The sequence below is a fragment of the Rhizobium sp. AG855 genome (genome assembly GCF_003610655.1).
Classification (GTDB): domain Bacteria; phylum Pseudomonadota; class Alphaproteobacteria; order Rhizobiales; family Rhizobiaceae; genus Allorhizobium; species Allorhizobium wuzhouense.
This window is the reverse complement of sequence record NZ_RAQG01000003.1, coordinates 163,661-189,776: the sequence shown is the minus strand read 5'-3', so window position 1 is coordinate 189,776 and position 26,116 is coordinate 163,661. Positions and strand designations below refer to the sequence as shown.

The window sequence follows — 26,116 nt, the reverse complement described above, 5'->3', positions numbered from 1 at the left end:
ACGGTGTTCGTCATGGAGAATGCCTTGAAACCGACGATGATGGATGTAGCGGCACTGGCGCGTGTGTCCCAGGCAACCGTGTCGCTCATCCTGAATGGAAGTTCCGGGGCCCGCTTCAGCGAGACCACCCGCAAGCGCGTCTTCGATGCCGCCGAACAACTCGGGTATCGCCTCTCGAATAAATCAGCGACACCGGCCAACGCGGGAAGCCGGGTCATTGTCTTCGTGGTCGACGAACTCACGACGGATCCCTGGATGGCCATGGCCTTCGAGGGTGCCCGTGAAAAGGCGCTGGAACTCGGCATCATCGTCACGCTTGGCGTCTTCCGCAAGGGCGAGGACCCGGATGGCGGCATCTTCTCCGTCTGTGATGGCCAGGTGCTCGTCGGCTACATCTTCGGCACGATCCTGACCCGAAAGATTGATCCGCCCGAGCCGTTGTTCCGCGCTCCGTCGGTTCTCGTCAACTGCTACGACCAGCAGCGCCGCCTTGCCTCGATCCTTCCCGGCGACGTCGCCGGCGGCCGCGCCGCGACCGAACGACTGATCGCCGCCGGCCGTAAGCGGATCGCGCTCATCAACGGACAGGAAGGCCTCGACAATCCGCGCGACCGCCTGCGCGGCTACAAACAGGCACTGGCCAGCAACGACATCACCTATGACCCCGACCTTGTCCACTACGGCAACTGGGAACCGTCTTCCGGTTACGAGAAGACCCATGCCCTGATGAAGCTGCCGGAACCGCCGGATGGGATCTTCTGCGCCAACGATCTCATGGCGCTCGGCTGCATCGACGCGCTGAAGGAACTGGGCAAGACGGTCCCCGGCGACATCTCGGTCGTCGGCTTCGACAACCGGGACATCGCCCAATTCACCATGCCGCCGCTCACCACTTTCCACCTGCCGATGTTCGAGATGGGGGCGATGGCCGTCGAAGTGATCTCCGACATCACAGGCGGCCTGAACAGTTCCCACGACCAGTTGAAGGTCGAATGCCTGCTGGTGGAACGGGAATCCGTCTGAAACGCCTCGCCGAGAGCAACTCCGGCGAAAGTGGAATCCGGTTTCGCCTCCGGAATTGCTTGATGACAAAGAGATAGATCATTTCTGTGTTTCCATGAAATACGGACATGATCTGGCGGCCGGCGCGTCACTCTTGCCCTTCCCCTCGCGCCACAGACATCTCCGCTGTTGATCAAACCCAAATTCCTGATATAGATCCGTGATCACGGGGAGGATCGATGTGAGCAGCCGATTTTTGATGATCACGCCCGAGGACGGCAAGGATGTGCTGAAGAGCCTAGCCGCACCCGCTCGACTTTCCATTCTGGAACTTCTGCATGCCCGAGGCCCCCTCAACGTCAACGAGATTGCCGAGGTTCTCGACCTGCCGCAGTCGACGACATCGACGCACCTCAACCAGATGGAAGAAGCGGGCCTGATCCGCACCGAAGTGCAGAAGGCCCGCAAGGGCAGCCAGAAGATCTGCCATGCCGTGCACGACGAGATCGTGCTGACCTTCACCCGCCCCAACAAGGCCACCGACGAAGCGATCGAAGTGTCGATGCCGGTTGGTCTCTACAGCGGCTACGACGTCTATGCCCCCTGCGGCATGTGCGCAGCGGAGGCGATCATCGGCTATCTCGACAGCCCCGACACCTTCCTCTCCCCCGACCGCATGAAGGCTGGCCTGCTCTGGTTTACCAGGGGCTATGTCGACTATCAGTTTCCGAACAATGCCAGGATCAAGGGCGCGCCTATCCGGGAGCTGGAACTGCTCCTGGAGCTTTCCTCCGAAGTTCCCGGCACCTCTGAGAACTGGCCGTCTGACATCACCATTTCGATCAACGGCAAAGCCGTCGCGACCTGGACGTCGCCCGGCGATTTCGGCGACCGCCGCGGCAAATTCACACCCGACTGGTGGAAGCTGCGCGGCAGCCAATATGGCGTCTTGAAGAGTTTTCGCGTGACGGAAAACGGCACCTTTATCGACGGGATGCGCGTGTCCGATACACGACTTGACGACCTGGAACTGCTTGAGCACCGCTCGATCCGCGTCAGGATCGAGGTGCCGGAGACGGCCGAACATCCCGGTGGTATCAACATCTTCGGCCGCGGCTTCGGCAACTACGATCAGGACATTGTCCTGCGCATCAAGACCTGACTTCACCTGCGATTTTCCCCTCCATATTGCCGGATTGACCTCCGGTCGATCCCGTGTATCATATCCTCAATTATGATAGATATCCGAAAAACGGATATATTTGGAGGAAATACACATGCGGGCTGTGGGCACCGTTCACCGCGATTATAAAATCAGCGCGATCGATCCGCGCCTTTATGGCTCGTTCGTCGAGCATCTCGGCCGCGCGGTCTACACCGGCATCTACGAACCCGAACACCCCACTGCCGATGCAAATGGCATGCGCCAGGACGTGATCAATCTCGTCCGCGAACTGGATGTACCCGTCGTTCGTTACCCCGGCGGCAATTTCGTTTCGGCCTATAACTGGGAAGACGGTATCGGCCCGAAGGAAGATCGCCCGGTTCGGCTCGATCTCGCCTGGCACACCTCGGAATCCAACCAGGTCGGCATCCACGAATTCGCCGATTGGGCCAAGGCCGCCAACACCGAAATGATGCTGGCTGTGAACCTCGGCTCGCGTGGCCTGGATGAAGCCCGCGCCTTCCTCGAATACGTCAACCATCCGGGCGGCAGCTACTGGTCGGATCTGCGCCGCAAGAACGGCCGCGAAGAGCCCTGGAACGTCAAGCTCTGGTGCCTCGGCAATGAAATGGACGGCCCCTGGCAGATCGGCCAGAAGACGGCCGAGGAGTATGGCCGGGTCGCCTTCGAGACCGCCAAGGCCATGCGCGCCTTTGACAAGTCGATCGAACTCGTCGTTTGCGGCTCGTCCTCACCGAAGATGCCGACCTATCCCGCCTGGGAGGCGACAGTTCTCGACTACACCTATGACAGCGTCGATTACATCAGCCTGCACATGTATTTCGAGAACCATGCCGGCGACACCGCCGCCTATCTGGCGCAGAACGCCCGCCTCGATGACTACATCGAGACAATCGCCTCCGTCATCCGGGTCACCAAGGCCAAGAAGCGCTCGAAGAAGAACGTCTATATCAGCTTTGACGAGTGGAATGTCTGGTACCATTCCAACGAAGCCGACCGGAAGGTTCTGGATGGCCGCGATGGCTGGCCGCATGCGCCGGAACTCTTGGAAGACATCTACAACTTCGAGGACGTGCTGCAGGTCGGCTGCATTCTCAACACCTTCATCCGCCGCGCCGATGTCGTGAAGGTCGGCTGCCTCGCGCAGCTCGTCAACGTCATCGCCCCGATCATGACCGTGCCCGGCGGCCCGGCCTGGCGCCAGACGACCTATTATCCCTATCTCTTTGCCTCGCGTTACGGCCGCGGCATCTCCTACCAGCTGTCGATCGATTGCCCGAGCTACAAGACCGACTTCGCCGAAGCCGTACCCTATCTCGACGTCTCCGCCGTCGAGAGCGACACCGACGGCGCGCTCACCCTCTTCATCGTCAACCGCCACGAGACCGACGCGATCACTCTTGATGTCGCGCTCGAAGGCTTCGGCGATCGCAAGGTGATCATGGACAAGGTGATCGCGGGCCATGCGCTGAAGGCAGTCAACGGCCCCGACAAGCAGACCGTCGAACCGGTCGATGGAAGCGGCGTGTCTGTCGGGGAGGGACGCCTCAAGGCGGAGATCGCTCCGCTCAGCTACCGGATGATCCGGCTCGGCCAGTAAACCAATCGACGACGGGGAGGAGAAACCATGTCGGCTTCGATTGAAATTGACAATGTCACCAAGCGCTACGGCGCACTGACCGTCCTTGAGGACATTTCACTGTCCATCGAGGCGGGGGAATTTGTGGTCTTCCTCGGCCCTTCGGGCTGCGGGAAGTCCACGTTGCTGCGCATGATCGCGGGCCTCGAGGACGTCACCGGAGGCACCATTTCGGTGGCCGGCCAGCGCGTCGACACGCTTCCGCCCGGCAAACGCGGCGTGGCGATGGTTTTCCAGTCCTATGCGCTTTACCCGCATATGACGGTGAAACAGAACATGTCCTTCGGGCTTGAGAACATCGGGATGGCGAAAGGCGAGATCGAGAGCCGCGTGCTGGCCGCTGCCGAAACGCTGGAAATCGGCCATCTGCTCGATCGCAAACCGCAGAAGCTCTCAGGCGGCCAGCGCCAGCGCGTCGCCATCGGCCGCGCCATCGTCAAGGAGCCCAAAGCCTTCCTGTTCGACGAGCCCCTGTCCAACCTCGATGCGGCACTCAGAGGCCGCACCCGTCTGGAACTGGCCCAGCTCCATCACCGCCTCGGCTCGACGATGATCTTCGTCACCCACGACCAGGTGGAGGCAATGACGCTTGCCGACCGGATCGTCATCATGAATGCGCGCAAGATCGAGCAGATCGGCACGCCGATGGATGTCTACCAGCGGCCAGCCACAAAATTCGTCGCAAGCTTCATCGGCTCGCCGGCCATGAACTTCCTGGCTGTGACGGGTTGGAGCCAGGTAGGCACCGGCCTCGCGGTTACGACGGCCGGCCTCGGAACGGTCGAAACGGGCTTTGCGGTCCCGGGTGCAGTCAATGCGCAGGGTGCCACCATCGGAATTCGTGCCGAAGACATCACCGTCCTGACGGACGGGCGTCCCGGTGTCCCGTTGACCGCCGAAGTGGTCGAACGTCTCGGCGATCGTTCGCTGGTCTACGGCGTGCTCGATGATGGCAGCAAATTCGTCGTCGAAGCGGACGGCCGTTCCCTGATCAAGGCTGGAGACCGGCTGATGATCTCGCTCGACCCCAAGGCTTTTCATCTCTTCGGCGCCGATGGCCGGGCCTTCTCAAGGGAGACGGACTGACATGGCCGAAAGCTATCGCCGCAGCCAATGGAGCAATGGGCTTTTCATCCTGCCCTACCTCCTGGTCTTCATCGCCCTGCTCGTATTCCCGCTCTTCTGGGGCATGTGGCTGAGCCTGCACAAGGTCGACCTTTTCGGCCCCGGCCGCTTCGTCGGCCTGACCAACTATATCCGCGTCGCCGGCGATGCCGTCTTCCTGCAGGCGTTGCGCAACACCATCCTGTTTGTTGTGGTGAGCGTCCCCACGCTGGTTGCCCTTGGGCTGTTTCTGGCGCTCGCACTCAACCGCACGACGCGCACCACCAGCTTCTTCCGCGGCCTGTTTTTCTCGTCCTCGGTTCTGTCTGTCACCATCGTCACGCTGATCTGGCGTTTCGTCTTCATCCCCGGCGACGGCCTTCTCTCGGTTCTCTTCACCCAGGCCGGAATTGACCAGATCAACTTCATCTCGACCAAGGGTTGGTCGCTGTTCGCCGTCGGCGTCGCCACCGTCTGGTGGTGCGTGGGCCTGCCGATGATGCTGTTCCTCGCCGCCCTGCAGCAGGTGCCACAGGATCTCTACGAGGCAGCGGCGCTCGACAATGCAAGCCCCTGGCGGGTGCTGACCCGCATCACCCTGCCCTCGATTGCCCGCACCATCATGCTGGTCACGATCATCCAGATCGTCTTCCAGTTCCAGCTCTTCGGTCAGGCGCAGCTGATGACCAATGGCGGCCCGAACGGGACCTCGCGTCCGCTCGTCATGTACATCTACGAAGTCGGCTTTGTCCGCTGGGATGTCGGCCGCGCGGCGGCAGCATCGCAATACCTCTTCCTCATCATCCTCGTCGCGGCCATGGCGCAATACGTCGTGTCCTCGCGCAAGACGGAGGACGGTGCATGAGCAACTCGAACGACACCTACAAGCCAGACGTTCTGACGGCCAACCGGCCGCTCCTCTGGGGAGCAGCCTTCCTGTCCGTCGTGATGATGGCGCCGGTTGCCTGGTTGGTCGGCCTCTCGATCAAGAGCAACCAGGACCTGATGATTGGCACGGACTCGGTCTTCCGGGCGCCTTATACGATCGCCAACTATCTGAACATCCTGCATTCGTCGCAGGTCTTCGGCTGGTTCTTCAACAGCCTCGTCGTTGCCACCGGCGAAACACTGATGGTGCTGATCCTCTCCTCGCTGGCCGGTTATGGCTTCGCGCGTCTCGAGTTCCCATTCCGGCGCACGCTGTTCGTCATCGTGCTCTTCGGCCTCGCGGTACCGGAGCAGGCGGTCATCATCGCCCGCCACCAGATGTTCAACTGGTTCGGCCTGCACAACACCTATCTCGGCCTGATGCTGCCGGGCATGTCGGGTGCTTTCGGCGTCTTCCTGATGACACAGTTCTTCCGGGCGATCCCCAAGGAAATCGACGAAGCCGCCCTGCTCGACAATGCATCGCAGTGGAGGATCTTTTGGAAGATCATGCTGCCGCAGACCCTGCCGGCCCAGGCAACACTCGGCATCTTCACCTTCCTGCATGGCTGGAACGACTATTGGTGGCCGCTGATTTCGGCGACCAAGAAGGAAATGTACACGCTCACCGTCGGACTCGCCTCGTCGCAATCCAATTTCGCTCAGAGCGAGGGTCTTGGATTCCTGGCAGCCCAAGCGGTCTTTGCCAGCGTCCCCGCACTGATCGTCTACGTGATCTTCCAGAAACACATCGTGACCGCCGTCTCCGGAGGCGCGGTGAAGTGAAGCCTGCCCGGTCGGAGAGGAGCCGCCCGGAAATGTTCAACAGGGTCAAGAGACCCGAAAAAGGGAGTGAGACACGATGAAACGCATATTGATGACCACCGTCGCCATGATCGCGCTGGGTTATGGCGCATCAGCTCAGGCGCAAACCAAGATCGAACTGCAGCGCTTCTTCGGCGCCTGCGAAGCCGACTACGGCAAGGTGACGGACGTCTCCGCCGCCGTCGGCGAATGCGGCATCATCACCGCGCTCGTCAACAAGTTCGAAGCCGACAATCCGGATATCGATGTCAACGTGACCACGGTCGAATGGCCGGGCTACGACCAGCTCAATGCGCAGATGGCTTCCGGAGCGGCACCCGACGTCGTCTCGATGCACTATTCGGCCATTTCCGATTATCAGAGCCGTGGCCTGATCGAGCCGATCGACGAGGTCCTGGCGGCACAGGGTGTCACCCCGGACAGCTTCACCGATGCCGGCCGCAACGGCGTCACCAAGGAAGGCAAGCTGTACGGTCTGCCCTTCGACAACTGGACCATGCTTTTTCACGTCAACCTGAACCTGATGAAGGAAGCCGGCCTCGTCAACGCAGACGGAACACCGATCCTGCCGAAGTCGGGTGAAGAACTGATCGCCCAGGGCAAGCAGTTCAAGGAAAAGACCGGCAAGCCTTATCTCATCCAGATCATGGCCAACGAGACGGCCTCCTATACCCGTATCCTCTACACCCTGCTGCAGCAGCAGAACTCGGACTTCTTCGCCGATCCGACCGCCATCAAGCTCAACACGCCGGAGGCCAAAGCCGCCGTCGAGCTGATGAAGGCGACGAAGGACGAAGGCATCTCCACGACCGGCCTCGACTATGCCGCCGCCGTCTCCGGCTTTGCCAACGGCGAAGGCGGCATTGCCGTCAACGGCACATGGTTGATCGGTGATTATGTCGCCCAGTCTGAGAAGGATGGGACGGCTCTCTCCAAGGGCTACACTGTCTATCCGGTCCCGCAGCTCTTCCCCGGCCAGGACAGCACCTATGCCGACGGCCACAGCTGGGTGATGCCGAAGAAGGATCGTTCGCCGGAACAGGTGGACGCGGTGGGCAAGCTCTTCAAGTTCCTGGCCGACAACGACTTCCAGTGGGCCCGAACCGGTCACCTGCCGGCTGCCAAGGCCGTCTTCGACATGCCGGAATTCAAGTCGCTGCCGCATCGTGACAACATCGCCAAGATTGCGGAGATCGGACGTCCGCTGCCGGCGGAAGTCCAGCGCCAGTTCCCGATCCAGGACATCATCGGCGAAGAAGTCGGCGCGGCTATCAACGGTGACAAGTCTGTCGACGAGGCCCTCGCCTCGGCCGAAAGCCGCGTCAACGAACTGCTCGGCGACCTCTGAGCCGAAAAAGGGCACGGCGCCACGCGCCGTGCCACCCCATGCCTCAGGGAGGCAGCAATCGGAAATCGGCGCCTTCCGGCAGCAATTGACCGCCGTCCACGACGATCGTCGTCCCGGTCACGTAACTCGCATCATCGGAGGCGAGGAACAGGAAGGCATTGGCGACGTCGCGCGGCGAGCCGAGACGTCCGAGCGGAATGGCAACCTCCATGTTCTTGATAAAGGCCGCGCCGCGATGCAGCTGGATGGCCTCGGTCAGAATGTTGCCCGGCTCGACACCGTTGACATTGATCCCATAGGACGAGAATTCCAGCGCCGCCGACCGGATGAAGCCGTTGATGCCCGCCTTGCTCGCCGCATAATGCCCATGTCCGGGGCTCGTGACATAGGGGCCCGTGATGGATGACGTGAAAAGAATGCGCCCTGACCCTTGCGCCTTCATCGGCACCAGCGCCGCGCGCGCCGCATTGAAGCAACCGCGCAGATTGACAGCCATCACCCGGTCCCAGTCGTCAGGCTCAGTATTCTCGATCAGCTGCCACGGATAGATGCCGGCATTCTGGACGATGATGTCGAGCCGACCGTGCCGTTCAACGGTGAACGAGACCGCAGCGACCGCATCATCCATTTTCGAAATGTCGGCGACGACAAAATCGGCCCCGATGTCATCGGCCGCCGCCTGCCCTTCCTCCGCCTCGTGATCGGCGATGACGACCTGCGCCCCCTCCTCCTTGAAGCGCAGCGCAACGGCTTTGCCGATACCTCTGGAGGCGCCGACGACCAGGGCCACCTTGTCTTTCAATCTGTCTGTCATGCGAGCCTCTGGCGGAGCCTTTGTTTGAAGGTATCGAGAAGCACGGCGGCGAGCACCAGGAAGCCGTGAATGACCTGGGTGTAATTCGCCGGGAGCCCCATCAGGTTGATGGCCGTGTTGATTGACGAGAGCAGCAGCACCCCGGCATAGACGCCGGGAAGGGCGCCGACACCACCCTTGAGGCTGACGCCGCCGATGACGACGGCTGCAAAGGCGTTGAACAGCAGCCCGACACCGAGATTGGCAGTGGCACCGGACGTGCGGATGGCAAGCAGCCAGCCAGCGAGCCCGGCGATCGCTCCCGCCATGACGAAGGCGATGATCAGATTGCGGGTCACGCGGATGCCCGCCCTGAAGGTCGCGGTTTCATTGCCGCCGATCATGATCAGATGCCGGCCGAACGGCGTCTTCGCCATCATCACAGAGAAGATCAGGAAGCAGCCGATCGCGATCCAGGCTGACAAGGGAATGCCGGCGAAACGTTCGATGGCAAACCAGCGGATGGCCGGATCGAGATCCTGGGCGGAGCGTCCACCCGAGACGGCAAGCACGATACCGCGCACCCAGATGAACGAGGCGAGCGTGATGATGAAGGCGCTCATCTTCAGCTTCACGACCAGAAAACCGTTGACGAGGCCGATCAGCGCGCCGATGGCGCAGGCCAGCAGAAGCGAGACAGGAACCATCAGCCATTCGGGATTGAGCTTGATTCCGAGCCCGATGCCAGCCGAGCAGAAGAGGATTCCGACCGCCATGGCCGAGAGAGCCGCGACGGATTCGACGGACAGGTCCATATGACCGGTGATGATCACCAGCGCCAGACCGATCGACATGACCCCGAGCACGCTGGAGGCTTCGATGATGTTGGTGAAAATGCCGATCTGGAAATAGTTCGGGATCAGCGCCGAAAACAGCGCGAGAACCACGATGAGCATGAACCAGACGAGATTGTCGAGGATGAATTCGAGAATGGTGCGACTACGAGGGTGCATGCGGCCAATCCATATTGAAGGAAGGGAGGTCCCGGGGCCCTCGGACCCCGGGTGGAAAAGCCGTCTTACTTGACGGATTCGACCGTCCCGGCCGGCGGCTTCATATTGCCCCAGAAGGCCGGGTTATCGACATTCTCCTTGGTGATCGCAGCGCCGGGGATCTTGATATTCGGCCCCCAGGCTTCGATCGTCACCACGCCCTTCAGGCCGAGCACGTCGTATTCGCCGGCCTTGATGTCCTGCTTGCCGACGATCTTGTCCATGAACATGGCAACGGCGGCGGCCTGTGCGTAAAGGGGCTGCTCCACCTCGGTATTGAGCCAGCCCTTGCGGATGAGGTCGAGACCGACGGGCGCGCCATTGGAGCTCATCATCATGACATCACCCGGCTTCTTGCCGGCAGCTTCGAGCGAGGCGACGGCCGCGACCGAAAGATGGGCTGCATGCAGGAAGATCAGGTCGATATCGGGATTGGCGAGCATCTGGTCGGACACGATCGTCCCGGCATTGCTGGCTTCCCATTGCAGAGCAGGCACGGAAATGATGGTGACGCCAGGAAACGCCTTCATCTTCTCCTCGAAGCCCTTCTGGATATCGAGCGTGTAGGGATCGCCCGGATCGCCCAGGACCTGAAGGATCTTGCCTGAAACGTCACCCTTCTTGGCCTTCAGCATGGCTTCAGCCTGGTCTGCAGCGACGTGACCGATCTCGATCGTACCGGCAACCGAGGTGAAATCGGACATGGTCGAGGTGATCTGCCGGTCAAATTCGACCACCGGAATACCGGCCTCACGGGCAGCTTCGATGGACGGCTTCAGCGCATTGAAATCGACCGCAGCAAGAATGATCGCGCTGGGCTTCAGGGCGATGACGTCATTCATCTGCGATTGCTGCATATCGGTCTTGTTATCGGCATTGAGCGTTTTCATCTCGTAGCCGGTCTGCTTCAGGAACATCTCGAGCGCCCCGACCGAACCGGTCTGGAACTCGTCGAGCAATGTCGGCACGAGATAGTAGACGACGCCTTTCGATTGGGCGGCGGCCGTCGTGAGCATGGATAGGCCGAGCACGAGAACGCTCAGCAATGCAAGCATCATTCGCTTTATCATTGTTCTCTCCAGTTTTGAGCCGGACCCCTTTTCATTCTCTGCCCACCGGTCCGGCTCCGGCGAGTGCTTGCCCTGTGATCATTTCGATCACTGCATCCGGGCTTGTCTTGGCTCTCTCGACATCGCCGGCGACGACGCCGTGGCGGATGACGACGATGCGGTCAGCGACCTGGAAGGCCTGCTGCATGATGTGCGTGATGATGACGACGCCGATGCCCTGGCTCGCAACGTGGCGGATCATATCGAGTCCGCGCCGTGTCTGTTCGACGCCGAGTGCGGCAAACGGTTCGTCTAGCAGTACCAGCTTGCCACCCCAATGAACGAAGCGGTTGAGCTCAATGGCCTGGCGCTGACCGCCGGACAGATGTTCCACTTTCGTGCGCATGGACGGAATGCGGGTGCCCGCACTGGCAAGCGCCTTGGACGTGACCTCTTCCATGGCCTTCTCGTCGAGGAACGGGATGCCTGCAATCTTCCGCGTGATTTCGCGGCCCATGAAGAAATTGCCGACGACGTCGACATTGGTGCACAGCGACAGGTCCTGATAGACGGTCTCGATACCGACGGCCTTCGCCTCGGCCGGCGTCTTTGCCTGATAGTCCTGCCCTTCGAACAGCATGCGCCCTGACGTTGCCTGCAAACCGCCGGAGATGATCTTGACCAGGGTCGATTTGCCGGCCCCGTTGTCACCCAGGAGAGCGACGACTTCACCCTTGCCAATCGAGAAACTGATGCCCTTGAGCGCCTCGATCGCCCCGAAATTCATGCGGATGTTATCCAGGACGAGCAGTTTCTCGGTCATCAGGCAGTCCCCTTTTCTGGTGTTTCGAACATTTGCCCGTATCGCGGCGACATCACGCCGAAGACCGCAAGAGCCGCAGCCCCTCGCAAGGCCGAATGCTGGCAATCGCTCGCCATCACCACACGCGGCATCGGCCGATTGGCCCGGGCGGAAATCGAATTGTCGAGCCCGTCGACAAGGGTGGCGAGCTGGCTGATGAAGGCATGCGGCGCGAGCGCGCCGAGAACGATCGTCTCGGGATCGAAAAGGTTCTCGATCGTCCGGACTGCGCTGCGAAAGAACGGCGCGACCTCCGCGACCCATTCGTTCGCCGGCAAGCCGCGGCGCTCATAGGCATCGAGCGAAAGGTAACGCTCCAGGCAACCGCGATTACCGCACGGACATGGCTCCCCATCGGGTACGGCCGGAATATGGCCGATTTCACCGGCATTGCCCCAAGCCCCCCGGAATACCGCCCCCTCATGCATCATGGCGCCGCCGAGACCGACGCTGAAGAAGAGATAATAATAGTCGGACAGCTGCTGGCCGAGACCGTAGAGCTGCTCACCCAGGGCAGCGGCCGCCATATCGTTCTCGATGAAGGCCGGCAGTCCTGTCGCGTCAGCCAGGTGTTGGCGAATATCCACGTTTTTCCATCCGGTCATCGTGGTCGAGCCGACAAAGCTCATGGATTCCACGTCGAATGGTCCGGGAAGTGCCAGACCTGCGCCGAGCAGGCGACCGCAACGCGGGCTTGCCTTCAGCCGCTGCACCAGCTCGGAAATGATGGAGAATGCGTCTTCCGGCGTCGCATTGAGCACGTCGCGACGCAGGCTCTCCAACACATCGCCGCGAAGGTTCACCAGAGCTGCTTCAATGCCGAGCGGCGTGACATGGATTCCAAGCGCATGGCCGCCGTCTGGATTGATGGTCAAGGTGGAGGGGGGAATCCCCCGCCCCTCGGGCGCCTTCTGCGCGGAGAGGATCAAGCCCTCGTCTTCGAGCTCCCTGACGATCGTCGAGACGGTCTGAACGGTGAGACCGACGCTGCGTGCGATATCACCGCGCGTTATGGGTCCCCGAAGGCGGATCGCTTCCAGCACAATCCTGCGATTGTACGGTCGTCCCGTCTCCTGGTTTGTCCCCCGCAACGCCATGGAAAACCTCCGCTGATGTCAGAAGAGTGACAGCGGAAATTTATTTAGTCAAATCATTTTCAAAAAAGACTCCGACCTCGCGAAAACGCACGGACCCCGCCGGGTTGGCATTGAGGCGCATACTGGAAACAAGGAGGAGCATTTCACCATGTACCGCCCATGGACGGCGCGATGGATCGCTGATCAGCCGATGGCCTGTTGGTTGAGGTGGCGCAAGGCAAGGACGGATCGATCGAGGGCTGATAGGTCGACGTTGGCAGCACCGACTTGCAGCGCGTCGATGGTCCCAGATACCCGCGCAATCATGGCACTCAATAGCTCGCGAAGCACCACATCAGGTTCCGGTTCGTAAGGCGACGCTGACGAACCCGAAAGCAACCCGACCTTGAGCGCCGCCTCCAGGAGAACCTCGATCGCTTGGGCGATATGCTCTGCGTCCGGACCAAGTGTCAGGACATGATCTCCCGGCAGATGCAAATCCGAACCGATCTCCATCTGATCAAGCGCGGTTGCCGGCAAGGCAGCGATGCCCCTCCCCGACCGTTCGTCGACGACAGGCAGAATTGTCCAGTCCTGATGCAAGGCCGGAACGATGTCCGTCGGCACTGCCAGGCTGAGGCCGATCCCGTCGGCATTGGTCCTGGCATCGGCAATGCCGAAGCCGACATGGGCCAGACACTCGCCGAGCATGACACGATTGTAGAGGCCGCGCCTCTGCTCGTCTGTGCCGGATGACCGGACCAACTCCAGCGCCACGAAGTGAGACAGCGCGCGGCGCGCCACCTCTTCAGACCGGCGTGCAAGCGCCTCGACCAGTTCCGCGATCAGTTCGTTGGGGAGGTCGGCTCCGCCGAAATCGCTCGGCACAGAGATCGCCAGCAGCCCTTTTTTCGCGGCGGCATTCAGCAGTTCATCGTCCGTGCCAAAGGCTGAAAGGTCTTCGATGGCCCCCCGCGCCTGTTCGTCGGACACCAACGGATTGGGAACCGTTCGAAGCTTGTCGTTCAACTGCGTGATGGAACCCATCTCTTCCGCTTCCCTTCCCGCACCGATCCGAAACTATTCCGCCCCGCGCATACCATGCCTTATCGGCCGTTCCGGTCCAAGGCGGATCATTCGAGAATATGGTAGCCGCCATCGACATAGGCCAGCGACACCGCATCTCCTGGCCGAATGGCCAGCACACGCCCGATGATCAGGACGTGACTGTGTCGCTCGATCGCCTCTTCCAGCTCGCAATCGATCGCAGCCACGGCATCCGCCAGAATGGGGGCGCCGGAGATCAGACGGGTCCAGACAGCGCCGCTGTAGCGCTCGGCTCCTTTCAGCCCGCCCACGCCGGCGAATTGGTTGGCCAACGCCTGGTGCCGCGCGCCGGCGACATTGACAGCAAAGCTTCCGTATTTCTGCAGAACGGGCCAGGTCGATGAGGTCTTGTTCAGCGATACAAGCATCCTGGGCGGATGAACGGACAGCGCCGTCGCCGAAGTCACGGTGGCTCCGGTACGATCGAGGTCACCGCCCGTGGTGATGATCGAGACGCCACCCGCCAATTGGCGAAGTGCCAGCTTGAGCGCCTGCGGATCGACGTCCTGAACCGGCTCGATGGCGGGTTCTGCTCTCAGGTTCAATTTATGTGCAGTCTGGATTGTCATGGCAACACTCTCGAAGCCTTGGAGAAGGATGGTGCATTTGGCAGTCGGGACGGAAGCGAGGCGCCGTCACGTAAAGGACGGACGGGACCCGTCCTGCTGCTTGGGTGGACGGCCTCAAAGACCGAGGATCACGACCGCAAGGAAGACAAAGGAGACACAAGCCGCCAGGCGGCCAGTCCATAAACTCAGGTCGCGGCGCCCCATGACGGCATGCCGTGAAATTCTCGACCGACGATCAATGTTACCGAGATAGGCCATCAGAACACCTCAAGGGACAGGGAAATAGCCGAAACCCCAAAAGAGCTTGTCTGAGGTTTCATTCCGCAGACGGCGCTCCTCTTCATCGTCGGATAACGTCGTCTGATGCGAATGGTTGCGCGCATCACCGTCGTCATCAGACTCCTGGCTCCGGCGCCGAAATGCCTCGTACAGGTCGAATGAGAACAGGTTGAAACCAATGGGCATATTGAGTTCCTTCTTCGTCATCAGCACACCCGAAGTGTCGCCCTCGACCACGATGAAGTCAATGTATTCTACAAAATTAGTATTCTATTTTCGAGTTGATCCAAGCAAACCGGTTCGCACCTGGACGCGTTTTTGAGTTGGCCAGGACCCGCGCATCTGGACGCAGAAGGAGCCCGTGATGACACGGGCCTAGTCGCAAGAAAGCCCGCTTCGCGTTGGCGAAGCGGGCTTTGCACAAGTCGGCGGGAGGATCAGCGCGGCTTGTAGATCTGGTCGAAAATACCGCCATCGCCGAAGTGCTCGGGCTGCGCCTTCTTCCAGCCACCGAAGAGCGGATCATCGATCGAGACCAGCTTGATGTCAGGCAACTGCTTGAGAAGTTCCGGCTTGACGAGCTCGGGCTTGGCCGGGCGATAGAAGTGCTTGGCAGCGAGGTTCTGACCTTCCTCCGAATAGAGGTAGGCGAGATAGGCTTCCGCCTGCTTGCGCGAACCCTTGGCATCGACATTCCCATCGACGACCGTCACCGGCGGCTCAGCCAGGATCGAGATCGGCGGAACGACGATATCGAAGGAATCGGCACCGAATTCCTGGCCAGCCAGATAGGCTTCGTTTTCCCAGGCGAGCAGAACGTCGCCGATCTGGCGCTGCGCAAAGGTCGTCAGCGCACCGCGGGCACCGGTATCAAGCACCGGCGCACGCTTGTACAGCTCGCCAATGTAAGCCTTGATCTTCTCCTGGTCGCCGCCGAATTCCTCGTTGGCCCAGGCCCAGGCCGCCAGATAGTTCCAGCGCGCGCCACCCGAGGTCTTCGGGTTCGGCGTAACGATCTGGACGTCGCCCTTCACCAGGTCACCCCAGTTCTGAATCCCCTTGGGATTGCCCTTGCGCACCAGGAAGACGATGGTGGACGTGTAGGGCGACGAGTTGTTCTCCAGGCGACCGCGCCAGTCTTCCTTGATCTTGCCCGTCTGCTTGGCGATCTCGTTGATGTCGCCTTCAAGCGCAAGCGTGACCACATCGGCGTCAAGACCGTCGATGACCGCACGGGCTTGTTTGCCGGAACCGCCATGCGACTGCTGGATGCTGACGTCCTCGCCGGTCTCGGCTTTCCAGTGGGCTGCAAAAGCCTCGTTGAACTCCTTGTAGAATTCGCGTGTCGGGTCATACGACACGTTGAGCAGCGTGGTCTGCGCAAATGTCGAGGTCGCGCCCGAGAGAGCAAGGCCGATGCTGAGTGCAGCCACCAGGCTTTTGGAGATGAGAGACATTCGTTTCCTCCGTTCGTGGATGGGAGAAAGCCTATGGATTAAATAGACATAGTCAATTGACCAATTTGAGAACGGAAAACTGGTTTCCTTTGAAGACGTTTCTTGGCAAAGCCTTCAGACCTCTCCGCCGGGAACAGCAAGCAAAACCAAGAAATCGCTCCCACCCGGAATGCCGTTTCTGAAAATCAGGGCCAATACCGCGTACGGGCGCGCCCGTGGCAGCGTAATGCCCCTGCCGATCACCGTTCTCCAGGCTGCGCGCCATCGTCAGGCACGGACGGATTGCCCTCGGCGCGGTCACGGTGAAGTGCCGCCCTCGCGAGAAGAATCAAGGTCACAGGTGTCGTAAGCGTGACGAAAATTCCGATCAGGATCTCGTGCAGCACGGGGCGCGAACCGGCGACCGAGAAGTAGACGATGGAAGCCAGCATGATCGCGCCGATGCCCCAACTCGTTCCAAGCGTCGGGGCGTGGATGCGTTCGTAGAAGGTGGGCAGCCGCAGGAGCCCGATCGCACCGAGCAAGGTCAGCCCGGAACCGATGAGCAGCAGTGCGGAGACGATCAGCACCACCCAAAGAGGAAGATCGCCGACAGGCATGGTCATTCGATCACCTCCCCGCGCATCAGGAATTTCGCCAGCGCCACGGTCGCAACAAAACCCATCAGGCCGATCACCAGTGCCGCCTCGAAATACACCGTACGTCCGCTGCCGATCCCGAAGGTCACAAGCAGCAGCATGGCGATAACATATGCGGCATCCAGTGCCACGATCCGGTCCTGAGCCCGCGGACCGATGAAGATGCGCACGACAGCGATCATCAGCGCGACCGCCAGAAGGATCTTGGCGAGCGAAACGGCGGTGAAGAGGATGATGACGCTCATTCGATGATCTCCAGCAACAGGCTTTCGTAACGCAGCTTGATGTTCTTCACCCACTCGTCCTCGTCAATCAGGTCGAGAACATGGATCAGGACGGTCTTCCGGCGTCCGTCATAAGCGAGCCAGGCGGAGCCAGGCGTGCTGGTCAGGATCACGGCCATGATGGCGAGTGCCGTCGGATGCTCGATCTCGAGAGGCACGGTGATGAAACCGGCCGTATGTTTCTGCCGCTTGCCACGCAGGATCAGCAGGGCAACCGCGATGTTGGAGCGGATGACATCCGTGAAGACTCGCCAGAAGAGCTTAAGCAGCAGATACCACTTCTTCAGTTTCGGCTTGTCGGGCCTGAGCGATGCCATGGCCCAGCCGCCAAAGACCGCGACCACCGAACCGAGGATCAGATGGCCGAGCGTGAAGTCGTTGAGCAAAAGCCACATGACGATCAGGGAAAGGGTCAGAAGCGGATACGGGATCATGGCGCACCTCCGCTCTGAACCGGCTCCGACGTATCCGGGTTTGCAACCACACGGGCGTTGCGCACCGCATCGACGTAGAGCGTCGGATTGGCCAGAGCCCGGATGGTGGTGTCCATATAGGTCATGGCGGGGCGGGCCTGGACGGTCAGGACAAGCGTCAGGGACAGAAGCAGCATGACAGGCAGCAGTTCCACGACAAGCACGCGCGGCACGGCACCCTCGATCGATCCCCAGAATGTGCGGATGCCGGCTCGGGTCATGGAAATCAGTGCAGCGAGGCCTGAAAGGATAACCAGCACGATCAGGGCCCAGACCGCAGCGTCGGGCGTCATGCCGATCGATCCCGTACCCATCATCGCCGACAGCATCGCGAACTTGGCGATGAAACCCGAAAGGGGTGGAAGACCGGAGAGAAGAATGCCGCAGGCTGCAAAGCAGATGCCGAGGATCGCCATTGTGCCCGGCATGGCTGTACCTTCCCCCTCCTCGATATCGGCCTCCTCCCCGTCGCCATAGGCTTCCATGGTGACGGCAAGCACGTTGGCACCGGCGTCCTGCCCGCGCTCCACCAACTCGATCAGCATGAAGAAGGCGCTGATCGTCAGCGTGGAACTGACGAGATAGAGGAGCGCGCCGGACGAAACCACGCCGTCATTGATGCCGAGCACCATCAGCAGCGTCCCGGAGGAGACGAGCACGGAATACCCGGCAAGACGCCCGAGTGCCTGGGAGGCCAGAACACCAATCGTCCCGAAGATCAGGGTCGCCATGCCGCCGATCAGCAGGATCTCCGCACCAAACCCGGCCGATGGACCGTCGCCGAAGAGAAGCATGGTCAGGCGGAGAATGACATAGATACCGACCTTGCTGAGGATGGCGAACATGCCGGCCACAGGCGCGGATGCCGCACTATAGGCCGTCGGCAACCAAAAGCAGAGCGGCCACATGCCGACCTTGATCAGGAAGGCCACGCCCAGAACGGCCGCACCGGCCTCCATCAGGATCAGCCGATCGGGCTCCATGTCAGGCATTCTGAGCGCGAGATCGGCCATGTTGAGCGTGCCCGCCGTCCCGTAAACAAGGCTCACCCCGATCAGGAAGAACAGTGCCGCGACCAGATTGACCGCAATGTAATGCAGCCCCGCCTTGACGCGAAGCGTGCCGGTTCCATGCAACAGCAGGCCATAGGAGGCCGCCAGCATGACTTCGAAAAAAACGAACAGGTTGAACAGGTCACCGGTGAGCAGCGCGCCGTTGACGCCAACCAGCAGAAGCTGGAACAGACTGTGGAAATGCGCGCCGACGGCGTGCCATTTGGCGAGCGAGAACGTGAGCGCAGCAAGTCCCAGGATCGCCGTCAGCAACAGCATCATCGCCGACAGGCCGTCGATCACGAGCACGATGCCGAATGGGGCCGCCCAGTTGCCGAGGAGATAGACGTTCTCAAAACTGTTCGGTCCACTTTCGACCAGGAACAGGATCAAGGCATTGGCCAGAAGAAACACGACGGAAACGAAGCTGACGAGCGCCTTGGTCGTTCTGTTGCGCTCATCGATGAACAGCAGAACGGCGGCTGTCATCATCGGAAACAGGATCGGCGTGACGATGAGGTGGTGGCTCAAGTGTGTCACGGCTATTCGTTCCTCCCGTCGACATGGTCGTTGCCGGTCAGTCCGCGAGCGGCCAAGAGCACGACGAGAAAGAGGGCGGTGGTGGCAAAACCGATGACGATGGCCGTCAGGACAAGCGCCTGCGGAACAGGATCGCTAAGCGTCGTCGACACCACACCATCCTCGAGGATCGGCGGCATGTTGCTCTTCACGCCGCCCACACCGAAGATGAACAGGTTGACGGCATAGGACAGAAGCGACAGCCCGATGATCACCTGATAGGTGCGTGGACGCAGGATGAGCCAGACCCCGCAGGTGGTCATCAGGCCGATCGCTAAAGACAGGACGATTTCCATCAGCGTTTCTCCCCTTTGGCTTCAAGCGCCCTCAGGCGATTGATCCGGATCGACTGGTGGGCAAGGGCGACGAGGATCAGGACGGTCGCGCCGACCACGAGCGAAAAGACACCGAGATCAAAGAGCAGTGCGGAGGCTGCCGGCACCTTGCCGATCAGCGGTATCTCCACATAGCGGAAATGCGTGGTCAGGAACGGATAACCCAGGAGCCAGGCCCCGATCCCCGTCAGAGCGGCCGTCAGGATGCCAGCACCCATCCAGCGCAGCGGCAGGATGCGGATGCGATCTTCCGCCCAGCGCGTCCCGCCGGCGAGATATTGCAAGAGAAACGCGATGGACAGCGTCAGACCGGCCGAGAACCCTCCGCCGGGCATGTCGTGGCCGCGCATGAAGAGATAGACGGCGAAAGTGATGATGACAGGAAAGAGCCACTGCATCAGCACGGAGGGCACGAGCAGATACTCGCGCATCATGTCACCGGGCGAACGTTCCGGCTGCTCGTCATCGAAGCGGTTCTGGCTGAGCTGTTGCTCAGGCAGTTCCATGCTGTCCTCGGCCGGACGGAAACGGCGGAGCAGACCATAGACCGTCAGGCCGACGATGCCCAGCACGGCGATTTCGCCCAGCGTATCAAAGGCGCGGAAATCGACGAGGATGACGTTGACGACATTGCGACCACCGCCCCCTGTGTAGGCGTTCTGCAGGAAGTAGGAGGCGATGGCATCGGGCACCGGCATGGTCATGACCGTGAAGGCCACCATCGACATGCCGATGCCGCAGGCGATCGCGAGCGAGAGATCCCGGAACCGCCGGAAGCGGCTCTGCAAGGTCATCGCCTCGCCCCGGTCTAGGCTGCGCTTCGGCAGCCAGCGCAGTCCGAGCAGAATGAGGACTGTCGTCACGATTTCGACCAGCAACTGCGTGATGGCAAGATCCGGCGCCGAGAGCCAGACAAAGGTCGTGCAGACGATCAGCCCCACCCCGCCCAGCATGATGAGGGCCGCCAACCGGTGATATTTGGCGGACACCGCAGCGCCGATCGCCAGCGCCATGCCGATCAGCCACAACAGCCCGAACGACGGATCGATGGTCGAGAAGACAATGGGCCTGCGCTCGAAACCCGAGAGATAGAGCGGCAAGGTCGCTGCAACGAAGCCGGTGACAACGATCCATCGGAGTTGCGGCTGGAGATTGCGGGTGCCAAGCCGGCTTTCCGCCAGACGGGCCCAGCGCCAGGAGACGGTCACGAGCACACGCTCGAAAAGTCGCTGTCCGCGCAGCCGGCGGAGATAGGGAGGCCCGTCTTCGCAGCGGGAAAGGTAGTCGCGCATGGCGAAATAGAGCACGAACCCGCCGATCAGCGCGATGACGCTCATCAGCAGCGGCACGTTGAAGCCGTGCCAGATGCTGAGACTGTATTCGGGCGTTCGGTCACCCAGGACACTTTCGACGGCCGTCTGCAGGAAGGGCCCGATGGAAATCGCCGGCACGATGCCAACGACGAGGCAGACGACAACAAGGATCTCGATGGGAACGCGCATCCAGCGCGGCGGCTCGTGCGGCGTCTCTTTCGGCAAGCCCTCCGGCAACGGGCCGAAGAAGACCGTGTGGATGAAACGCAGCGAGTAGACAACGCTGAAGACGCCGGCAAGCGTCGCGACATAGGGCAGGATCACGTCGAGATAGGAATCCGCGTGGGTTTCCACCGCCTCCGCGAAGAACATCTCCTTCGACAGGAAGCCGTTCAGCAACGGCACGCCGGCCATGGCGGCGCTCGCGACCATGGCCAATGTCGCCGTGGCCGGCATGAAGCGATAGAGCCCGCTCAGCCGCTGCATGTCGCGCGTGCCGGTCTCGTGATCGATGATCCCGGCCGCCATGAAGAGGGAAGCCTTGAACGTCGCGTGATTGAGCATGTGGAAGATCGCCGCCACCGTCGACAGCGGACTGCCGAGGCTCAGAAGCGTCGTGATGAGACCGAGATGGCTGATGGTGGAATAGGCAAGAAGCCCCTTGAGATCCCGCTGGAACATCGCCAGGAACGCGCCGAGCAACAGGGTCGTGACACCCGCCAGGCCGACCAGGATGAACCATTCATACGTGCCTGACAGCACCGGCCAGAAGCGCACGAGCAGAAAGACGCCCGCCTTCACCATGGTCGCGGAATGCAGGAAGGCGGACACCGGTGTCGGCGCCGCCATCGCATTCGGCAGCCAGAAGTGGAAGGGGAACTGCGCGCTCTTCGTCAGCGCACCGAGCAGGATGAACACCAGGGTCGGCAGATAAAGCGGGTGCGCCCGCACGATGTCCCCGGAAGCGAGGATCTTGTCGAGATCGTAGCTGCCGACAATCTTGCCGAGGAGAAGCATGCCGACCAGAAGGCAGAACCCTCCGATCCCCGTGATCGTCAGCGCCATGCGCGCACCGTCTCTGGCTGCCGCACTGGTGTGCCAATAGCTGATCAGCAGGAAGGAGAAGATGCTGGTCAGCTCCCAGAAGATCGACAGGAGGATGACATTGCCGGACACGATGATGCCGAGCATGGCGCCCATGAAGGCCAGCAGGAACGAGAAGAAACGCGGGATCGGATCGTCTTTGCCCATGTAATATCGGGCATAGAGGATGACGAGAAAGCCGATCGAGGTGACCAGCATGGAGAAGATCCAGGCGAAACCATCCAGGCGCAGGGAAAAATCCAACCCGAACTGCGGCAACCACTCCGCCGTGAACCGCAGGACGCCATTCTGCCGGACAAACGGATAGGCGGCTCCGGTCAGGATCAGCGTCAGAAGCGTCGTTGCGCCCGCCACGAAGACCGGCAGATCGCGCGACGTCGTGTTCAAGATGAAAGCCGAGACAACGCTGCCGGCAAAGGGAAGGACCAGCAACAGCAGCAAGAGGGTCGAAGCGTCCAGCGTTACCCCAAATCGAATTCCTCCGGTACAATGAGCCTGCGCATGAAGACCACAGACTGGAAATATCTCAAACGTCACCCTAAATAGGCAATATCACCCTAAATGGGCAACTTTGGCGATGATTCAACCCGTTAACGACAATGTTTTTTCACCCGCTCTCTGTCGCGCAGCCCGTGGCTATCTCGGTTGGAGCCAGGACGAACTGGCAAGCCGATCCAGTGTCTCGCGCAGCACCATAAGAGATTTCGAGGGCCACCGTCACGGTTTACATCGCTCCACCGAAGCACAGCTGCGTCTGGCATTTGAAAACGAAGGCCTCCGCTTTACCAATAATGCGGGCTTTCCAGGCCTCATGTGCTGCACCTCGAACGAGGGCTGACCGGGCGAGCCGGCACCGCTCGCCCGATCACGTCCAAAGCCGTCAGACTGCCGGCTGCTCCTGGGCACGCGCATCCATCCGCGACTTGCGGCGCGTCCGCCAGTCTCCGAGGAACAACAGGATCGGCGCTGCGATGAAGACCGACGACGATGCGGCGATGAAGATCCCGAACACCATGGGCACGGCAAAACTCTCCACCGCACTGCCGCCCCAGATCGCCATCGGGACCATTGCCAGGAAGGCCGTCGCCGACGTGTAGAGGCTGCGCGCGAGCGTCTCGTTGATCGACAGGTTGATCAGATCCCTGAAAGGCATGGCCTTGTAGAGACGCATGTTTTCACGCATGCGGTCATAAACCACAACCTTGTCGTTGACGGAGTAACCGACCAGCGTCAGCAGGGCCGCAATCGCCGTCAGATTGAAGTCAAGCCCGGTCAACGCGAAGAAGCCGATCGTTTTCGTGACGTCGAGGATCAGGGTCGCGATGGCACCGACGGCAAACGGCCAGTCGAACCGCACCCAGATATAGACGAGCATTGCCAGCGACGCGAGGATGACCGAGGTCAGACCCGCCGTCGCAAGCTCGCCGCTGACCTTCGGCCCGACCACTTCTGTCCGCTCGATCTTGGCGGAGGCATCAAGGGACAGGATGGTCTGACGGACCTTCTCGACTGCATCGGTCTGTGCCTGCTCGCCACCCGGCTGCCGTTCAAGCCGCAGCATGACATGATTGCTGTCTCCGAACTCCTGCAGTGCCACCTCTCCGAGGTTCAGCCCCTCGATACCGGAACGTAGCCCCGCCAGATCGGCCGGCCCCGTCGTCGAGAGTTCCAGCTGGATGCCGCCCTTGAAATCGACGCCGTAATTGAGGCCGGGGGTGATGAACAGGATGACGGAGGAGATGGACAGGAAGGCCGACACGCCGATGCCGATCATCCGCGCCTTCATGAAGTCGATCTTGGTTCCGTCCTTGATCAGCCGGAATGGTAGGAGCGGTTTGATCGAGATCGTCTTCAGCTTGTAGCGACGGGCAATGGCAATCATCGCCACCCGCACCACCGAAACGGCCGTGAACATCGAAATCGCGATGCCGAGACCCATGGTGACGGCAAAGCCCCGGACGGGACCGGAGCCGAACCAGAAAAGCAGCACCGTGGCAATGAGGGCGGTGACATTGCTGTCGATGATGGTGGAATAGGCCTTGGCAAACCCGTGATCGATGGCGGCAAAGGCCCCTCGCCCCTTCCCCACTTCCTCTCGGATGCGCTCGTTGATCAGCACGTTCGCGTCGACCGCAAGGCCGATGCCCAGCACGATACCGGCGATGCCGGGCAAGGTGAGCGTCGCCCCAAGCAAAGACAGGCCCGCAAAGGTCAGGATGACATTGAGCGTGAGTGCCAGAACGGCAAGCAGCCCCCAGGCGCCGTAAAGGCTCAGGATGAAGACGACGACGAGACCGAAACCGGCGAGACCAGACATGATGCCCATCTCGATCGCGTCGCTGCCGAGATCGGCGCCGACGGTACGTTCCTCAATGACCGTCAGCTTGGCCGGCAGAGCACCGGCCCTCAGCAATGCCGCGAGCGTGTTGGCCTCGTCGACCGAAAAGTCGCCGGAAATCTGGCCGGCACCGCCGGTGATCGGCTCGCGGATGACAGGCGCGCTCAGCACCTTGTCATCGAGCACGATGGCAAAGGGACGACCGACATTGTCACGCGTGATGCGGGCAAACCGGTCCGCACCGACACTGTCGAAGCGGAACGAGACCACCGGCTGGCCGCCTTGCGGATCGAACTGCACGCGGGCATCGGTCAAACGGTCACCAGCCAGCAACACGGTCGTCTGCACCGGATAGGAACGCCCTCGGTCATCGACGAATGTCTTCACGCCGGCCGCCCCGGTCTCTCCGAGCAGATGGAAGCTCATCTTCGCCGTAGTGCCGAGGAGCGCGCGCAGCCGCGACGGATCTTGCTCGCCCGGGAGCTGGACGAGGACGCGGTCGGCGCCGACGCGCTGAATGGTGGGTTCGGCGACGCCGACCTGGTCGACGCGCTGACGGATTACTTCGAGGCTCTGCTCGACGGCATGGCTCATGCGGGCGGTGATCCCCTGATCGGTGGGGGACATGCGAAGGGTGTCCGTGCCGCTGGTGGTGATCGCAAGTTCGGACGTGCCCGTTCCGGTGAGCGTCGCCACCGGGTTGTTGAGCACAGCGAGCGCGGTTGTCGCAGCGGCAAGCTGCGCGGGGTTGGCAAGCGCTATGTTCACGGCATTGCCATCGCGGCGAACACTGCGCGTCTGGATCCGAGCTTCAAGCAAGGTCGAACGGGCTTCCTGTGTCAGGCTTTGCAGCCATTCGTCGATCAACGCCGGGCGATCCACTTCAAGAACGAGATGTGAGCCACCGCGCAGGTCGAGGCCGAGCGATACCCGCTGATGCGGCATCCAGGAAGGCAGTCTGGAAAGCGTTGTGTCGGGCAAGACGTTCGGCAAGGCGACGAGCAGGCCGAGCAGGATGACGAGCATATAGCCCATCACCTTCGAAAAGGAGTTTTTCATCGTAAATCCAGCATGTTGCGACCACAGCCATGAGGCGGTGGCACAATCGGGTCGAGCCATCGATCAGATGGCGGCGAAACGGTCAGGCAGGGAGCTGGATTTCAGGGGGCGCGCGAGACCAATAGGGATGCGGCGCGCCGGGATGCAAAAGGGCGGCCGAAGACTGCTGTGTCCGATCGCCAAGACGACATGTCCACAAGGTCGGCAAGTCAACCGGAAGGCAGCCGTCGCCAGAGACCCATGGCCGCAGTTTCGGACGCACGGATTGATCGGCGGACGTGAGGAAGCGCGTATCGCCATGACCACCCGCCACAGCCTGCCCGGTGTCAGAGCGAGACAGCGCGCCGGCGACGGAGGGACCCGAATGGAAACGGCCAGAAACATCCCCGCCGAACAGAAGCAGCAGCGACGCGAACAGGCTAACGATGACGGCTGCAAGATGGGTATGCGGTCGGACCCGCGTCTCATCTCTCAGGTTTGGATCGTCCATGATCATCCTTCCACGGATGCATGTGGCACATTTCGCACCATTTTGCCACCCGGCAACGGGAAGGTATTCATGTGTTGATCAGCGCCCGGTCCTGAATGGCGCTCAACCCGCTTTGGGCGGGCTTACTCTCCCGCGCATCGCAGGCAGGGAAGATCCGGCCGACAAGGCAGTCGGCC

General features: G+C 61.1%; 25 protein-coding genes. 8 read left to right on the top strand and 17 right to left on the bottom strand.

What is annotated here, in order from left to right; all coding sequences use genetic code 11:
• The first annotated feature begins 24 nt into the window (after positions 1-24).
• From DFO46_RS00890 to DFO46_RS00860, 7 genes are all read left to right on the top strand, one after another.
• The gene (locus DFO46_RS00890) at positions 25-1,023 is read left to right on the top strand and encodes a LacI family DNA-binding transcriptional regulator (protein WP_245408928.1); all 999 of its coding nucleotides are present in this window, start codon (positions 25-27) and stop codon (positions 1,021-1,023) included.
• 220 nt (positions 1,024-1,243) lie between these two features.
• Positions 1,244-2,164 carry a metalloregulator ArsR/SmtB family transcription factor gene (locus DFO46_RS00885; RefSeq protein WP_110792451.1) on the top strand — a complete coding sequence of 307 codons (921 nt, stop codon included), beginning with the start codon at positions 1,244-1,246 and terminating at the stop codon, positions 2,162-2,164.
• Positions 2,165-2,279: 115 nt separating this feature from the next.
• Positions 2,280-3,788, top strand: a complete 1,509-nt coding sequence (locus DFO46_RS00880) for an alpha-N-arabinofuranosidase (RefSeq protein WP_120276011.1) — start codon at positions 2,280-2,282, stop codon at positions 3,786-3,788.
• Between the two features lie 27 nt (positions 3,789-3,815).
• Entirely contained in the window at positions 3,816-4,913 is a 1,098-nt protein-coding gene (gene ugpC / locus DFO46_RS00875) for a sn-glycerol-3-phosphate ABC transporter ATP-binding protein UgpC (RefSeq protein WP_120276010.1), read from the top strand.
• 1 nt (position 4,914) lies between these two features.
• Positions 4,915-5,796 carry a sugar ABC transporter permease gene (locus DFO46_RS00870; RefSeq protein WP_120276009.1) on the top strand — a complete coding sequence of 294 codons (882 nt, stop codon included), beginning with the start codon at positions 4,915-4,917 and terminating at the stop codon, positions 5,794-5,796.
• Positions 5,793-6,644: a carbohydrate ABC transporter permease gene (locus tag DFO46_RS00865; RefSeq protein WP_120276008.1), complete on the top strand. Its 852-nt coding sequence runs from the start codon at positions 5,793-5,795 to the stop codon at positions 6,642-6,644. Before DFO46_RS00870 ends, DFO46_RS00865 begins: the two co-directional genes overlap by 4 nt.
• A 76-nt stretch (positions 6,645-6,720) precedes the next feature.
• Entirely contained in the window at positions 6,721-8,031 is a 1,311-nt protein-coding gene (locus DFO46_RS00860; RefSeq protein WP_120276007.1) for an extracellular solute-binding protein, read from the top strand.
• A 43-nt stretch (positions 8,032-8,074) separates the two neighbouring features.
• On the opposite strand, the gene DFO46_RS00855 is transcribed toward DFO46_RS00860, so the two are convergent.
• The 15 genes from DFO46_RS00855 to DFO46_RS00785 all read right to left on the bottom strand — a co-directional run bounded on the left by DFO46_RS00855 (position 8,075) and on the right by DFO46_RS00785 (position 22,512).
• Positions 8,075-8,845 carry an SDR family oxidoreductase gene (locus DFO46_RS00855; protein WP_120276006.1) on the bottom strand — a complete coding sequence of 257 codons (771 nt, stop codon included), beginning with the start codon at positions 8,843-8,845 and terminating at the stop codon, positions 8,075-8,077.
• On the bottom strand, positions 8,842-9,837 hold the full coding sequence (locus DFO46_RS00850) for an ABC transporter permease (RefSeq protein WP_110792444.1): 996 nt from the start codon (positions 9,835-9,837) through the stop codon (positions 8,842-8,844). The genes DFO46_RS00855 and DFO46_RS00850 overlap by 4 nt, the downstream gene beginning before the upstream one ends.
• A gap of 65 nt (positions 9,838-9,902) precedes the next feature.
• Complete coding sequence (locus tag DFO46_RS00845) at positions 9,903-10,943, bottom strand: sugar ABC transporter substrate-binding protein (protein WP_120278089.1); 1,041 nt, start codon at positions 10,941-10,943, stop codon at positions 9,903-9,905.
• Positions 10,944-10,977: 34 nt separating this feature from the next.
• Positions 10,978-11,748 (bottom strand): ATP-binding cassette domain-containing protein, encoded by a 771-nt coding sequence (locus DFO46_RS00840; RefSeq protein WP_120276005.1) that lies wholly within the window; start codon positions 11,746-11,748, stop codon positions 10,978-10,980.
• Complete coding sequence (locus DFO46_RS00835; RefSeq protein WP_120276004.1) at positions 11,748-12,884, bottom strand: ROK family transcriptional regulator; 1,137 nt, start codon at positions 12,882-12,884, stop codon at positions 11,748-11,750. Before DFO46_RS00835 ends, DFO46_RS00840 begins: the two co-directional genes overlap by 1 nt.
• Positions 12,885-13,067: 183 nt before the next feature.
• Positions 13,068-13,910: an acyl-CoA dehydrogenase family protein gene (locus DFO46_RS00830; protein WP_120276003.1), complete on the bottom strand. Its 843-nt coding sequence runs from the start codon at positions 13,908-13,910 to the stop codon at positions 13,068-13,070.
• An 86-nt stretch (positions 13,911-13,996) separates the two neighbouring features.
• A complete protein-coding gene (locus DFO46_RS00825; protein ID WP_120276002.1) occupies positions 13,997-14,539 on the bottom strand; it encodes a flavin reductase family protein in 543 nt (180 codons plus the stop codon).
• Between the two features lie 267 nt (positions 14,540-14,806).
• Entirely contained in the window at positions 14,807-15,025 is a 219-nt protein-coding gene (locus DFO46_RS00820) for a hypothetical protein (RefSeq protein ID WP_120276001.1), read from the bottom strand.
• A gap of 230 nt (positions 15,026-15,255) precedes the next feature.
• Positions 15,256-16,275, bottom strand: coding sequence for a sulfate ABC transporter substrate-binding protein (locus DFO46_RS00815; RefSeq protein WP_110792439.1), 1,020 nt, complete (start codon positions 16,273-16,275; stop codon positions 15,256-15,258).
• Positions 16,276-16,514: 239 nt separating this feature from the next.
• Positions 16,515-16,880 (bottom strand): monovalent cation/H(+) antiporter subunit G, encoded by a 366-nt coding sequence (gene mnhG, locus DFO46_RS00810; protein WP_120276000.1) that lies wholly within the window; start codon positions 16,878-16,880, stop codon positions 16,515-16,517.
• Positions 16,877-17,158 (bottom strand): K+/H+ antiporter subunit F, encoded by a 282-nt coding sequence (locus DFO46_RS00805; protein ID WP_110792437.1) that lies wholly within the window; start codon positions 17,156-17,158, stop codon positions 16,877-16,879. The genes mnhG and DFO46_RS00805 overlap by 4 nt, the downstream gene beginning before the upstream one ends.
• Positions 17,155-17,631: a Na+/H+ antiporter subunit E gene (locus tag DFO46_RS00800; RefSeq protein WP_120275999.1), complete on the bottom strand. Its 477-nt coding sequence runs from the start codon at positions 17,629-17,631 to the stop codon at positions 17,155-17,157. The genes DFO46_RS00805 and DFO46_RS00800 overlap by 4 nt, the downstream gene beginning before the upstream one ends.
• Complete coding sequence (locus DFO46_RS00795) at positions 17,628-19,262, bottom strand: monovalent cation/H+ antiporter subunit D (RefSeq protein ID WP_120275998.1); 1,635 nt, start codon at positions 19,260-19,262, stop codon at positions 17,628-17,630. Before DFO46_RS00795 ends, DFO46_RS00800 begins: the two co-directional genes overlap by 4 nt.
• Positions 19,263-19,264: 2 nt before the next feature.
• Positions 19,265-19,597, bottom strand: a complete 333-nt coding sequence (locus tag DFO46_RS00790; protein ID WP_120275997.1) for a Na+/H+ antiporter subunit C — start codon at positions 19,595-19,597, stop codon at positions 19,265-19,267.
• Entirely contained in the window at positions 19,597-22,512 is a 2,916-nt protein-coding gene (locus tag DFO46_RS00785; protein ID WP_183041914.1) for a monovalent cation/H+ antiporter subunit A, read from the bottom strand. The genes DFO46_RS00790 and DFO46_RS00785 overlap by 1 nt, the downstream gene beginning before the upstream one ends.
• Positions 22,513-22,630: 118 nt before the next feature.
• On the opposite strand from DFO46_RS00785, the gene DFO46_RS00780 reads away from it, so the two are divergent.
• The gene (locus tag DFO46_RS00780) at positions 22,631-22,891 is read left to right on the top strand and encodes a helix-turn-helix transcriptional regulator (protein ID WP_110792432.1); all 261 of its coding nucleotides are present in this window, start codon (positions 22,631-22,633) and stop codon (positions 22,889-22,891) included.
• Positions 22,892-22,933: 42 nt separating this feature from the next.
• On the opposite strand, the gene secD is transcribed toward DFO46_RS00780, so the two are convergent.
• Both secD and DFO46_RS00770 read right to left on the bottom strand, forming a co-directional pair.
• Positions 22,934-25,450: a protein translocase subunit SecD gene (gene secD, locus DFO46_RS00775; RefSeq protein WP_120275995.1), complete on the bottom strand. Its 2,517-nt coding sequence runs from the start codon at positions 25,448-25,450 to the stop codon at positions 22,934-22,936.
• Positions 25,451-25,532: 82 nt separating this feature from the next.
• Positions 25,533-25,940: a hypothetical protein gene (locus DFO46_RS00770; protein ID WP_147412725.1), complete on the bottom strand. Its 408-nt coding sequence runs from the start codon at positions 25,938-25,940 to the stop codon at positions 25,533-25,535.
• Positions 25,941-26,116 lie beyond the last annotated feature (176 nt).

Coding starts and splice junctions, on each gene's coding strand:
- DFO46_RS00840 (WP_120276005.1), bottom strand. CDS start 11,748: ATGACCGAGAAACTGCTCGTCCTGGATAACATCCGCATGAATTTCGGG.
- DFO46_RS00855 (WP_120276006.1), bottom strand. CDS start 8,845: ATGACAGACAGATTGAAAGACAAGGTGGCCCTGGTCGTCGGCGCCTCC.
- DFO46_RS00865 (WP_120276008.1), top strand. CDS start 5,793: ATGAGCAACTCGAACGACACCTACAAGCCAGACGTTCTGACGGCCAAC.
- DFO46_RS00860 (WP_120276007.1), top strand. CDS start 6,721: ATGAAACGCATATTGATGACCACCGTCGCCATGATCGCGCTGGGTTAT.
- DFO46_RS00815 (WP_110792439.1), bottom strand. CDS start 16,275: ATGTCTCTCATCTCCAAAAGCCTGGTGGCTGCACTCAGCATCGGCCTT.
- DFO46_RS00870 (WP_120276009.1), top strand. CDS start 4,915: ATGGCCGAAAGCTATCGCCGCAGCCAATGGAGCAATGGGCTTTTCATC.
- secD (WP_120275995.1), bottom strand. CDS start 25,450: ATGAAAAACTCCTTTTCGAAGGTGATGGGCTATATGCTCGTCATCCTG.
- DFO46_RS00835 (WP_120276004.1), bottom strand. CDS start 12,884: ATGGCGTTGCGGGGGACAAACCAGGAGACGGGACGACCGTACAATCGC.
- DFO46_RS00805 (WP_110792437.1), bottom strand. CDS start 17,158: ATGAGCGTCATCATCCTCTTCACCGCCGTTTCGCTCGCCAAGATCCTT.
- DFO46_RS00825 (WP_120276002.1), bottom strand. CDS start 14,539: ATGACAATCCAGACTGCACATAAATTGAACCTGAGAGCAGAACCCGCC.
- DFO46_RS00790 (WP_120275997.1), bottom strand. CDS start 19,597: ATGGAAATCGTCCTGTCTTTAGCGATCGGCCTGATGACCACCTGCGGG.
- DFO46_RS00780 (WP_110792432.1), top strand. CDS start 22,631: ATGATTCAACCCGTTAACGACAATGTTTTTTCACCCGCTCTCTGTCGC.
- DFO46_RS00880 (WP_120276011.1), top strand. CDS start 2,280: ATGCGGGCTGTGGGCACCGTTCACCGCGATTATAAAATCAGCGCGATC.
- DFO46_RS00850 (WP_110792444.1), bottom strand. CDS start 9,837: ATGCACCCTCGTAGTCGCACCATTCTCGAATTCATCCTCGACAATCTC.
- DFO46_RS00830 (WP_120276003.1), bottom strand. CDS start 13,910: ATGGGTTCCATCACGCAGTTGAACGACAAGCTTCGAACGGTTCCCAAT.
- DFO46_RS00820 (WP_120276001.1), bottom strand. CDS start 15,025: ATGACGAAGAAGGAACTCAATATGCCCATTGGTTTCAACCTGTTCTCA.
- DFO46_RS00800 (WP_120275999.1), bottom strand. CDS start 17,631: ATGATCCCGTATCCGCTTCTGACCCTTTCCCTGATCGTCATGTGGCTT.
- mnhG (WP_120276000.1), bottom strand. CDS start 16,880: ATGACCATGCCTGTCGGCGATCTTCCTCTTTGGGTGGTGCTGATCGTC.
- DFO46_RS00770 (WP_147412725.1), bottom strand. CDS start 25,940: ATGGACGATCCAAACCTGAGAGATGAGACGCGGGTCCGACCGCATACC.
- ugpC (WP_120276010.1), top strand. CDS start 3,816: ATGTCGGCTTCGATTGAAATTGACAATGTCACCAAGCGCTACGGCGCA.